We start from the raw sequence: 11,941 nt of genomic DNA, 5'->3' as shown, positions 1-11,941 counted from the left end.
GACGCACGAGCCGAACGCCTCGCAAGGAGAACAACCGCAGTGCTTCGCACCCACGACGCCGGCACCCTGCGTGCCGAGCACGCCGGCCAGATCGTCACGCTCACCGGGTGGGTCGCCCGGCGGCGCGATCACGGCGGGGTGATCTTCATCGATCTGCGGGACGCCAGTGGGGTCGCCCAGGTGGTGTTCCGCGAGGGCGAGATGGCCGAGCGCGCCCACCAGCTGCGCTCCGAGTTCTGCGTCAAGGTCACCGGCGAGGTCTCGCGGCGGCCGGCGGGCAACGAGAACGCGGAGATCCCGACCGGCGCCATCGAGGTGCTGGCCACGGAGCTGGAAGTGCTGTCCGAGGCCGCCGTGCTGCCGTTCCCGATCGACGACCGCGTCGACGTCGGCGAGGAGGTGCGGCTCAAGTACCGCTACCTCGACCTGCGCCGCAACGGCCCGGCCCGCGCCATCCGCCTGCGCAGCGAGGTCAGCCGCGCCGCGCGCGAGGTGCTGCACGGCCAGGGCTTCGTCGAGGTCGAGACCCCGACGATGACGCGCTCCACCCCGGAGGGCGCCCGCGACTTCCTGGTGCCGGCCCGCCTGCGCCCGGGCTCCTGGTACGCGCTGCCGCAGTCGCCGCAGCTGTTCAAGCAGCTGCTCATGGTCGGCGGCCTGGAGCGGTACTACCAGATCGCCCGCTGCTACCGGGACGAGGACTTCCGCGCCGACCGGCAGCCGGAATTCACCCAGCTCGACATCGAGATGAGCTTCGTCGACCAGGACGACGTGATCGCCGTCGGCGAGGCCGTCGTGTCGGCGCTGTGGAAGCTGATCGGCCACGAGATCCCGCGCCCGATCGCGCGGATGACCTACGCCGACGCGATGGCCAAGTACGGCACCGACAAGCCGGACCTGCGCTTCGGGCTCGAGCTGACCGACCTGACCGAGTACTTCGCCGACACCCCGTTCCGCGTCTTCCAGGCGCCCTACGTCGGCGCGGTCGTCATGCCCGGCGGTGGCGACCAGCCGCGCCGCCAACTCGACGCGTGGCAGGAGTGGGCCAAGCAGCGCGGCGCGAAGGGCCTGGCCTACGTGCTCATCGGCGAGGACGGCACGCTGTCCGGCCCGGTCGCCAAGAACATCTCCGAAAAGGAGCGCGAAGGCCTGGCCGAGGCGGTCGGCGCCAAGCCCGGCGACTGCGTCTTCTTCGCCGCCAACAAGCCGCGCGAGGCCCGTGCCCTGCTCGGCGCGGCCCGCGTGGAGATCGGGCACCGGCTCGGCCTGATCGACGAGGACGAGTGGTCCTTCGTGTGGGTGGTCGACGCCCCGCTGTTCGAGGCGGCCGACGAGACCGACGACGTCGCCGTCGGCTCGGGCAAGTGGACCGCGGTGCACCACGCCTTCACCTCGCCGACCCCGGAGTGGATCGACAAGTTCGAGTCCGACCCGGGCAACGCGCTGGCCTACGCCTACGACCTGGTCTGCAACGGCAACGAGATCGGCGGCGGCTCGATCCGTATCCACCGCGCCGACGTGCAGAAGCGCGTCTTCGAGGTGATGGGCCTGTCCGAGGCCGAGGCGCAGGAGAAGTTCGGCTTCCTGCTCGACGCGTTCTCCTTCGGCGCACCGCCGCACGGCGGCATCGCGTTCGGCTGGGACCGCATCGTGATGCTGCTGGCCAAGGCCGAGTCGCTGCGGGACGTCATCGCGTTCCCGAAGACCGGCGGCGGCTACGACCCGCTGACCGGCGCCCCGGCCCCGATCACGGCCCAGCAGCGTCGCGAGGCGGGCGTGGACGCGAAGCCCCCGGCGCCCAAGGGCTGACCGCGGTGCTGCACCTGCGGGTCGTCAGCCCGCCGGAGGACACCGAACGCGCGCTGGCGGTGCTGCGGGACCGGCCGGGCACGGCGCACCTGATCGTGCACACGGGGGCCGCCGTGTCCCCGGCCGGCGACCTCATCGAGGCCGACGTGGCCCGCGAGGCCGCCGACGAGGTGCTCGAAGCCCTGTGCGAGCTGGGGCTGGACCACAGCGGCGCGATCACGCTGGAAGCACTCGACACGGCGCTGTCCGATTCGGCCGACCGGGCCGAGGAAAGCGCGCCGGGCGAGGGCGCGGACGCGGTCGTCTGGCAGGAGCTGCTGAACCGCACCGGTGAGGAGTCGCGGCTCAACGCCACGTTCCTGACGTTCCTGACGATCGCGTGCCTGCTGGCGTCGGTCGGCATCGTGACCGATTCACCCGTCACCATCGTCGGCGCGATGGTGGTGGGTCCGGAGTTCGGCCCGCTCGCCGCGATCGCGGTCGGGCTGGTGCTGCGGCGCTGGGACCTGGTCCGCCGCGCGACGATGGCGCTGGCGCTCGGGTTCCCGCTCGCGATGCTGGTAACCGCCGGGGTCACGGTGCTGACCTGGTTCGTGGGGCTGCTCGACGTCAGCGCGTTCCGCGAGTCGCACGAGGTGGACTTCGTGTACGAGGTCGGGTGGTACTCGCTGATCGTCGCGCTGCTCGCCGGCGCGGCCGGGATGCTGTCGATGACGTCAGCGAAATCGGCCGCGCTGGTCGGCGTGTTCATCTCGGTCACGACCGTTCCCGCGGCCGGATACGCGGTGGTCGCGGCGGTCGTGGGGGAGTGGTCGAAGGCGGCGTTGTCGTTCGGCCAGCTGGCCGTGAACCTCGTCGGGATCGTGGCGGCCGCGGCCGTGGTTTTGTTGCTGCGGCGGCGCAGAGGCGCTTCCGTCACCGTGCGGCCGTTGCCGGAAGTGGAAAAATCGTTGTGGTGAGCGACGTTCGCCCGCTAGTAGGGTCGAAGGCGATGACGGTGGACACTTCCCCAGGCACGGAGGACGACCAGGACCCGGCAGTCGCGGCCGTTCCGGCAAGCGGAACGCAGGCCGTGGACGCCGCCGTCCAGGCGGCCGAAACCGTGCTGACGCGGCGCTTCGGCAGCGCCATCGGGCTCGTGGAGCCGGAAGCCCTGCCCGGCAGCGGACCGGCGACGGTGGTCCGCGCCCGCATCGCCGCGTCCCCGTTCGGGCTGCCCCGCACGCTCGTGATCAAGCACTACCCGGACGCGCCCCCACGCGGCGCCGCCGACCCGTTCGCGCAGGAGGCGGTCAGCTACCAGCTGTTCACCGCGCTGCCGGCGGAGGACCGGATGTGCCCGGAGCTGCTCGCCCACGACGGCCCGCTGCGCGTCATCGTGATCGACGACCTGGGCCGCGCGCCCACCCTGTGGGATAAGCTGCGCGGGCAGGACGCGCGGCTGGCCGAGCGCGCGCTGCTGTCCTGGGCGCGTTCGCTGGGCCGCCTGCACGCGACGACCGCCGGCCGGGAGGCCGACTTCGAGGCGCTGCTGCGCCGGCTGGGCGGGTTCGTGCCGGACGAGGACACCACGCCCGCGGTGGCCTGCGCGCGCCTGCCGACGCTGCTGGCGGAAGCGGTCGGCGTCACGACGCCGGACGACGTGCGGGCGTATGCCGAGAACGTGTGCGAGGCGTCGGCGTCGTCGCCGTACCGCGCGTTCAGCCCGGTGGACCTGAGCCCGGACAACAACCTGGTGACCAGCGGCGGCGTGCACTTCCTGGACTTCGAGCGCGGCCTGGTCCGCAACGCGCTGGTGGACGCCGCGCACCTGCGTGTCCCGTTCGCCACGTGCGAGGACGCGCGGGCCCTGCCGAGCGGCATGAGCGAGGCGATGATCGCCGCGTGGAAGGCCGAGGTCTCGGGGGTGTGGCCGGCCCTCGGCGACAACGAGGTGCTGTCGGCGCACCTGCTGGACCACCAGATGCTGCTGGTGTGGGTCACGACGTGGGCCGACCTGGGCGGCGCGGGCGCCGAAGTGCGCCCCAACCGCGTCGCGGCGCTGGTGAGCTGGTGGAGGGACCTGGGAACGTACGCCGAGCGCGGCGGCAGGGACGAGGTCGCCGCGCATGCGCGGGAGGTCGCGAAGGCCCTCGACGCGCGGTTCGGGCCTGGGCTGGAGCTGCCGCTTTATCCGGCGTTCCGCTGAGTTTTTCGGGGCGCCGGGCCGCTGCTGGGTGTTCGAGGTTCGGTCGGTCGCGGGCGCTCGGGGGCCTGGGCGGTTGCGGGGCGTTCGGCGGCCTGGGCGGTTGCCGGGCGTTTGGGGCCTGGGCGGTTGCCGGGCGTTCGGAATGGCTGCTGGGTGTCCGGAGTGGCTGCTGGGTGTTCGGGGGTCCGGGCGGCCGGTGAGCGTTCGTGGTCCCGGGCGGCTGCGGGGCGCGGAGCGGCTTTGTGGTTCGCCGCGGTGCGCCTCGCGCGCGAGTGGTGGTTTTGTGTGCGGCCCCGGCTGGCCCTCTCGTGCACGCGACTGGCCTTCGCGCGGCCGTGACTGGTCCTCTCGTGTGGCCCCAGACTGGCTCTCTCGTGCGCGCGACTGGCGCTTTCGTGCGCTCGCGATTGGTCCACTCGTGCGGCCGCGACTGGCCGTTTCGTGTGCGCGCGAGTGGACCTCTCGTGCCGGCGCGACTGGTCCTTTCGTGCCAGCACGACTGGGCCCGTAGCACCGGAGTGACCGGCGCACTCGCATCCGTGCGACCGGCCCACCGGCCCTCGCGCATCCAAGCGACCGGCCCACCGGCCCTCGCGCACCCAAGCGACCCGCCCACCGGCCCACTCGCACCCAAGCGACCGGCCCACCCACGCCCGCACAAACCCACCCCGGCACCCACCCAACCCCGCGAAACCCAGACGTTCGCTGATCCGTCCGGACCGTGTTACCCGGCGCTCACGTGGTGGGCGGGTCCGTGCCTGATGGTCTTCAGACGTGACTGCGGTGCGTGAAGAATTCACCCAGACCCCCGATCCGCTTCCCCGCCGTGCCGTTCGCCTGGCCGTGCTCGGCGACTCGACCGCCGTGGGGCTCGGCGACCCCGTGCCCGGCGGCTCCTGGCGCGGCGTCGGCCCGTTCGTCGCCGAGGCGCTGGGCATCCCGCCCACCGGGTACCTGAACACCGCGTTCACCGGCGCCCGGATGCGTTGCGTGCGCACCGACCAGTTGCCGGCCGCGCTACGTCACCAGCCGGACGTCGCGGTCGTGATCGTCGGCATGAACGACACCCTCCGCTCGGACTTCGACTCCCTCGGCATGGCCCGCGACCTCGAACACGTCGTCACCGCCCTCCAAGCCGTCGGCGCCACGGTCGTCACCATGCTCTTCCACGACCACAGCCGCGTCTTCCGGCTGCCCGGCCCGCTCCGCCGCGCCCTCACCGCCCGCATCGCCGAGCTCAACGACGTCATCGAAATCATCGCCCGCCGGCACGGGGTCGCCTGCCTCGACCTCGGCTCGCTGCCCGGCGCCTACGACCTGGCCGCCTGGAGCGTCGACCGCCTGCACCCCTCCGAGCTGGGGCACCGCCTCCTCGCCCGCGGCGTGACCGAACTGGTCGCCGACGCCGGGATCGCCGTCCCCGCACCGGTGAGCCTCGTCTGCTCCGGCGGCGTCACACCACGCACCGTCGACCACGTCGGCTGGCTCGTCGTGAAGGGCATCCCGTGGCTGTGGCGCCGCGGCCGGGACCTGCTGCCCTACGCCGCCGCCATCGTCGCCCGGTCGGCGCTGGAATCGTGGCGCGCCCGCCGCACCGAGCCACTTGAACCGGAGCTCGCGCCGCGGCCCGTGGAGCGCTGACGGTTCTGTCGGAGCCCCGCATTACGGTGGAGGCGTGCAGGACGAACTCTTCACGGTGAACCCGGACCTGGAGCCGCCGCCGGAGCGCGTGACGCAGCCCCAGACGGCCCCGGTCCCGCCGGGTTCGCCCCTCGCGGTCCGGATGCGGCCGCGCTCGCTCGACGAGGTGGTCGGCCAGCAGCACCTGCTCGGCGAGGGCGCCCCGCTGCGCCGCCTCGTCGAGGGCGCCGCCCCGGCCTCGGTGCTCCTCTACGGTCCGCCCGGCACCGGCAAGACCACCCTCGCCAACCTCGTCTCCACCGCCACCGGCCGCCGCTTCGTCGCCCTGTCCGCGCTCTCCGCCGGGGTCAAGGAAGTCCGTGGCGTCATCGAGGAAGCCCGTCGCCGCCGCCAGTACAACGCGGAGAACACGGTCCTGTTCATCGACGAGGTCCACCGCTTCTCCAAGACCCAGCAGGACGCGCTGCTCGGCGCGGTGGAGGACCGCACCGTCCTCCTCGTCGCCGCCACCACCGAGAACCCGTCGTTCTCCGTCGTCTCGCCGCTGCTGTCCCGCTCGCTCGTGCTGCAGCTCAAGCCCCTCACCGACGACGACGTGCGGCTGCTGATCCGCCGTGCGATGACCGACGAGCGCGGCCTGGACGGCGAACTGGAACTCACGCCTGAAGCCGAGGACCACCTCGTCCGCCTGGCCTCCGGCGACGCCCGCCGCGCACTCACCGCGCTCGAAGCCGCCGCGGACGCCGCGTCGGCCACCGAGCACAAGACCATCGACCTGCCGATCGTCGAGTCCACCGTGGACAAGGCGGCGGTGCGCTACGACCGCGACGGCGACCAGCACTACGACGTCATCAGCGCGTTCATCAAGTCCATCCGCGGCTCCGACGTGGACGCCGCGCTGCACTACCTGGCCCGCATGATCGAGGCGGGGGAGGACCCGCGGTTCCTCGCCCGCCGCCTGGTCGTGCACGCCAGCGAGGACATCGGCATGGCCGACCCGACGGCGTTGCAGACCGCCGTCGCCGCCGCGCACGCCGTCCAGTTCATCGGCATGCCCGAGGGCAGGCTGGCACTGGCGCAGGCCACCATCCACCTCGCCACCGCGCCCAAGTCCAACGCGGTCGTCACGGGCATCGACGCCGCGCTGGCCGACGTGCGCGCCGGCCGCCTGGGCACCGTGCCGCCGCACCTGCGCGACGGGCACTACGCGGGCGCGGCCAAGCTCGGCAACGCCCAGGGCTACCGCTACCCGCACGACGTGCCCGAAGGCGTGGTCGCCCAGCAGTACCCGCCGGACGAGGTGGTGGGCGTCGACTACTACCACCCGACCCAGCGCGGCGCCGAGCGCACGCTGTCCGAGCGCGTCCCCCGGCTGCGGCGGTCGGTGCGCGGCGGCTGACCGCTCGCGGTGCCATGATCGGTGCCATGCCCGAAACGACTGTCGCCGTGCTTGGCACCGGGATCATGGGCCTGCCGATGGCCGCCAACCTCGCCGCCGCGGGCTTCGGCGTCCGCGCCTGGAACCGCACCCGCGCCAAGGCCGCGCCGCTGGCCGACCGCGGCTGCACCGTCACGGACACGCCGCGGGAGGCCGTCGACGGCGCGGACTTCGTCCTCACCATGCTCAGCGACGGCGCCACCGTGCACGAGGTCGTCGAGAGCATCGAGCCGGCCGGGGCGGTCTGGCTGCAGATGAGCACCGTCGGCCTCGACTGGACCGAGCGGCTCGCCGCGCTCGCCCGCGAGAAGGCCGTCCCGTTCGTCGACGCCCCCGTGCTCGGCACCCGCAAACCGGCCGAGGACGGCAAGCTCGTCGTGCTCGCCTCCGGCCCCGGCGAACTCCGCGACCGGTGCGCGCCGGTGTTCGACGCCGTCGGCGGCCGCACGCTGTGGGTCGGCGAGACCGGCGCGGCCAGCAGGCTCAAGCTCGCCGCGAACGCGTGGGTGCTGGCGCTGACCAACGGCACCGCCGAGAGCATCCGGCTCGCCCAGGCCCTCGGGGTCGACCCGCGGCTGTTCCTGGAGGCCATCACCGGCGGCGCGCTGGACGTCCCCTACGCCCACCTCAAGGGCGGCGCGATGATCGACGGCGAGTACCCGCTGGCGTTCGCCGCCCGGCACGCGGCCAAGGACGCGCGCCTGGTCCTGGAGGCCGCGGGCGGGGAAGTCGATCTCGCCGGAACCCGCGCCGCGCTGGCGCATCTGGACGCCGCGATCGAGGCCGGGCACGGCGACGAGGACATGGCGACGCTCTACTTCGGCGTGGCGAAGGGCCCGGAGGGGCCGTCCGGCCACTGACGGCGACGCACGGTAACCTGACCGGCATTCACGCCGCTAGAACCCGAGGAGGGCCCGTGTCGGCAGGGCAGATCGCCGCGTTGATCGCCGCAGGAGCGTTCGTCCTGCTGGTGCTGCTGCTGGCGATCCCGTTGATCAAGCTCGGTCGCACGCTCGACGAGGCGACGATCGCCATCCGCAAGGCGCACGAGAACTCGGACCCGATCCTGCTCGGCGCCAACGAGACGATCACGCACGTCAACACCCAGCTCGAGCGCGTCGACGGGATCACCGCGAACGCCCAGGCCGTGAGCGGCAACGTGTCCGCGCTGTCGTCGGTGTTCACCGCGACCCTCGGCGGCCCGCTGGTGAAGACCGCCGCGCTGTCCTACGGCCTGAGCAAGGCGATCCGGTCCCGGCGCAAGGCCAAGGAGCTCCCCGAGGGCAAGCACAGCCGGAAGCGGGGCCGCAAGTGAAGCGCCTGTTCTGGCTCGGCGTCGGTGTGGTGACCGGCGTCGCACTGACCCGCAAGGCAGGTCAAACCGCTCGTCAAGCGTCGCCGGCGGGGTTAGCCTCGAACCTGGGTGACGCCGTGTCCGAGCTGGCTGGCGCCATCGGATCGTTCGGCGCGGACGTGCGCGCCGGGATGAGCGAGCGGGAACAGGAGCTGCGCGACATGGTGGAGGACCGGTCCGGGGTGAGCGCCCCGCGTCCCCCCGCGGGCCGTCACGCGGCCCGGCGCCCGGCGCGAGCTCGCCGGGCGGAGGGCTGACGCGGCCCTGCCGCCGTGCTCTCCGCCGACGCCGCCCCCGACACCACGCGGCGCCCGCCGCTTTCCCACGAGGACTGACCAGTGGAAACACACGAGATCAACAAGCGGTTCCTGGCGCACTTCCAGGCCAAGGACCACACCCCGGTGCCCAGCGCGTCGCTGATCCTGGACGACCCGACGCTGCTGTTCGTCAACGCCGGCATGGTCCAGTTCAAGCCGTACTTCCTGGGCGAGGTGCCGCCGCCGTACCCCCGCGCGACCAGCATCCAGAAGTGCGTGCGCACCGGCGACATCGACGAGGTCGGCAAGACCACGCGGCACAACACGTTTTTCCAGATGGCCGGGAACTTCTCCTTCGGCGACTACTTCAAGGAAGGCGCCATCGCCAACGCCTGGGAGCTGATCACCAAGTCCCAGGACGACGGCGGCTTCGGCTTCGACCCGGACCGCATCTGGGTGACCGTCTACGAGAACGACTCGGAGGCGGCCGGCCTGTGGCAGAAGGTCGCCGGCATCCCGTCCGACCGCATCCAGGCGCGCGACGGCCGCGACAACTACTGGGACATGGGCGTGCCCGGCCCCGGCGGACCGTGCTCGGAGATCTACTACGACCGCGGCCCGGAGTTCGGCCGCGACGGCGGCCCTGTCGTCGACGAGGACCGGTACCTGGAGATCTGGAACCTCGTGTTCATGCAGGACATCCGGGGTGAGCAGAGCCCGAAGTACGGCCACCCGCCGATCGGCGAGCTGCCGAAGAAGAACATCGACACCGGCATGGGCGTCGAGCGCGTCGCCTACCTGCTGCAGGGCGTGGAGAACGTCTACGAGACCGACCTCGTGCGCCCGGTGATCGCGCGCGCCGAGGAGTTCTCCGGCCGCCGCTACGGCGCCGACCACGCCGACGACGTCCGCTTCCGCGTCATCGCCGACCACGCCCGCTCCGGCGTCATGCTGATCGGCGACGGCGTCACCCCGGGCAACGAGGCGCGCGGCTACGTGCTGCGCCGCCTGCTGCGCCGCATCGTGCGCTCGGTGCGCCTGCTCGGCGTGCACGAGCCGGTGCTGCCCGAGTTCGCCGCGGTGGTGCGCGACGCGATGGCGCCGTCCTACCCGGAGATCGCGCGCGACTTCGACCGCATCAGCGAGGTCATGCGGGTCGAGGAGGAGGCGTTCCTGCAGACCCTGACCAGCGGGTCGCGGATCTTCGACCTCGCCGCGGAGGAGACGAAGAAGGCCGGCGGCAACGTGCTGGCCGGCGACCGCGCCTTCCAGCTGCACGACACCTACGGCTTCCCGATCGACCTCACCCTCGAAATGGCCTCCGAGCAGGGGCTGTCGGTGGACGAGGACGGCTTCCGGACGCTGATGGAGGAGCAGCGCCAGCGCGCGAAGGCCGACGCGGCGGCCCGCAAGAAGGGCCACGGCGACCTGTCGGTCTACCGCGAGCTGCTGGAGCGGCACGGCGAGACCGACTTCCTCGGCTACACCGACCTGCAGGCCACGGCAAAGGTCATCGGCCTGCTCAAGGACGGCCAGGGCGTGCCGGTCGTGCGCGAGGGCGACAAGGCCGAGCTGATCCTCGACCGCACCCCGTTCTACGCCGAAAGCGGTGGCCAGGTCGCCGACACCGGCGTCCTGCTGGGCTCCGGCGGCGAGGCCAAGGTCGTCGACGTGCAGAAGATCGTGCCCGGCCTGTGGGTGCACCGCGTCGAGGTGATCGCGGGCGAGATCGGCCTGGACACCGAGGTGACCGGCTCGGTCGACCAGACCCGCCGCGGTTCGATCGCGCGCTCGCACTCGGCCACCCACCTGGTGCACGCGGCGGTCCGCGGCGCCTACGGCCGCCGCGCCGCGCAGGCCGGTTCGCTGAACTCGCCCGGCCGCATGCGCTTCGACTTCACCACCCCCGGCCCGGTCTCCACCGACGTGCTGACCGAGGTCGAGGAGGAGGTCAACGACTACCTCCAGAACGACGTCGAGGTGCAGGCCTACACCACGACCAAGGACAAGGCGCTGGAGCTGGGCGCGGTCGCGTTGTTCGGCGAGAAGTACGGCGACAACGTCCGCGTCGTGGACATGGGCGAGTACTCGCGTGAGCTGTGCGGTGGCACCCACGTGGGCCGCATCGGCGAGCTGGGCCTGGTCAAGCTGGTCTCGGATTCCTCGATCGGGTCCGGCGTGCACCGCGTGGAGGCGCTGGTCGGCACCGACGCGCTCAAGCACGTGCGCAAGGAGCAGCTGCTGGTCTCGCAGCTGGCGAACACCTTCAAGGTGCCCAGCGACCAGCTGCCCTCCCGCATCGAGGACGTGCTGACCCGCCTGCGCAACGCGGAGAAGGAGATCGCCCAGCTGCGCACCCAGCAGGTGCTCGGCTCGGCAGGCTCGCTCGCGGACAAGGCCACCGACGTCCAGGGCGTGTCCGTGGTCGCGGAGAAGGTCGACGGCGACATCGACGCGGGCGCGCTGCGCTCGCTGGCCCAGGAGGTCCGCAACCGGCTCGGCTCGCGGCCCGGCGTGGTCGCGTTGTTCGCGCCGCAGGGCGAGAAGCTCAGCTTCGTGGTCGCGACCACGGCCGCGGCCCGCGACAAGGGCTTCGCGGCGGGCAAGCTGGTGCCCTCGTTCGCCGAGGCCGTCGGCGGCCGCGGCGGCGGCAAGCCGGACCTCGCGCAGGGCGGCGGCAGCAACCCGGCGGGCATCGAGCAGGCCATCACGGCGCTGCGTGGCGCGGTCGCGGCAGGGTGACGGCGCGGAAACCGGACCGCCCCGGGGAGCACGATCCCGGGGCAGGCCGGCGCCTGGCGGTCGATGTCGGATCGGTCCGGGTCGGTGTGGCGCTGAGCGATCCGGCCCCCATCCTCGCCAGCCCTCTGGTTACCCTGTCGCGTGATGCGAACAGCGACAGCGATCTCGAACAGCTTGCCGCACTGGTGGCCGAACACGAGGTGGTGGAGGTGATCGTGGGTCTGCCGCGCACGCTCGCCGACCGGCACGGACCGGCCGCGGAGATCGCCGCCGGCTACGCCGACGCCCTCGCCGGCCGCATCGCGCCGGTGCCGGTGCGGCTCGCCGACGAGCGCCTCACCACGGTCACCGCGTCCCGCATGCTGTCCCAGCGCGGCGTGAAGGGCCGCAAGCAGCGGGCGGTGGTCGACCAGGCCGCCGCCGTGGAGATCCTGCAGGCCTGGCTCGACGCCAGGGCCGCTCACCGCGCGCGGGCGGGTGAGGCATGACCAGCGAGCAGCCGCCGCGTCCCG

General features: G+C 72.7%; 10 protein-coding genes. All 10 read left to right on the top strand.

Annotated features, from left to right (window positions below):
- The first annotated feature begins 39 nt into the window (after positions 1 to 39).
- The 10 genes from aspS (at position 40) to ruvX (ending at position 11,917) form a co-directional block, all read left to right on the top strand.
- On the top strand, positions 40 to 1,809 hold the full coding sequence (aspS, locus tag AMY39116_RS0334320; protein WP_020422119.1) for an aspartate--tRNA ligase: 1,770 nt from the start codon (positions 40 to 42) through the stop codon (positions 1,807 to 1,809).
- Between the two features lie 5 nt (positions 1,810 to 1,814).
- The gene (locus AMY39116_RS0334315; protein ID WP_020422118.1) at positions 1,815 to 2,768 is read left to right on the top strand and encodes a DUF389 domain-containing protein; all 954 of its coding nucleotides are present in this window, start codon (positions 1,815 to 1,817) and stop codon (positions 2,766 to 2,768) included.
- Positions 2,769 to 2,800: 32 nt separating this feature from the next.
- Entirely contained in the window at positions 2,801 to 3,997 is a 1,197-nt protein-coding gene (locus tag AMY39116_RS0334310; RefSeq protein ID WP_027936478.1) for a hypothetical protein, read from the top strand.
- Between the two features lie 843 nt (positions 3,998 to 4,840).
- Complete coding sequence (locus AMY39116_RS0334305) at positions 4,841 to 5,638, top strand: GDSL-type esterase/lipase family protein (RefSeq protein WP_020422116.1); 798 nt, start codon at positions 4,841 to 4,843, stop codon at positions 5,636 to 5,638.
- Positions 5,639 to 5,672: 34 nt separating this feature from the next.
- Entirely contained in the window at positions 5,673 to 7,037 is a 1,365-nt protein-coding gene (locus AMY39116_RS0334300; protein ID WP_020422115.1) for a replication-associated recombination protein A, read from the top strand.
- Between the two features lie 26 nt (positions 7,038 to 7,063).
- Entirely contained in the window at positions 7,064 to 7,936 is an 873-nt protein-coding gene (locus tag AMY39116_RS0334295) for an NAD(P)-dependent oxidoreductase (RefSeq protein ID WP_020422114.1), read from the top strand.
- 56 nt (positions 7,937 to 7,992) lie between these two features.
- A complete protein-coding gene (locus AMY39116_RS0334290; protein ID WP_020422113.1) occupies positions 7,993 to 8,391 on the top strand; it encodes a DUF948 domain-containing protein in 399 nt (132 codons plus the stop codon).
- Positions 8,388 to 8,687, top strand: coding sequence for a hypothetical protein (locus AMY39116_RS0334285; protein WP_020422112.1), 300 nt, complete (start codon positions 8,388 to 8,390; stop codon positions 8,685 to 8,687). The genes AMY39116_RS0334290 and AMY39116_RS0334285 overlap by 4 nt, the downstream gene beginning before the upstream one ends.
- An 81-nt stretch (positions 8,688 to 8,768) precedes the next feature.
- On the top strand, positions 8,769 to 11,429 hold the full coding sequence (gene alaS, locus AMY39116_RS0334280; protein ID WP_020422111.1) for an alanine--tRNA ligase: 2,661 nt from the start codon (positions 8,769 to 8,771) through the stop codon (positions 11,427 to 11,429).
- Entirely contained in the window at positions 11,426 to 11,917 is a 492-nt protein-coding gene (gene ruvX / locus AMY39116_RS0334275) for a Holliday junction resolvase RuvX (RefSeq protein ID WP_017983106.1), read from the top strand. Before alaS ends, ruvX begins: the two co-directional genes overlap by 4 nt.
- The last annotated feature ends 24 nt before the right edge of the window (positions 11,918 to 11,941 follow it).

It is taken from the genome of Amycolatopsis sp. ATCC 39116 (assembly GCF_000231075.2).
Lineage (GTDB): Bacteria > Actinomycetota > Actinomycetes > Mycobacteriales > Pseudonocardiaceae > Amycolatopsis_E > Amycolatopsis_E tucumanensis.
The sequence above is the reverse complement of the archived record's forward strand: the minus strand, read 5'-3'. Positions and strand labels throughout refer to the sequence as shown.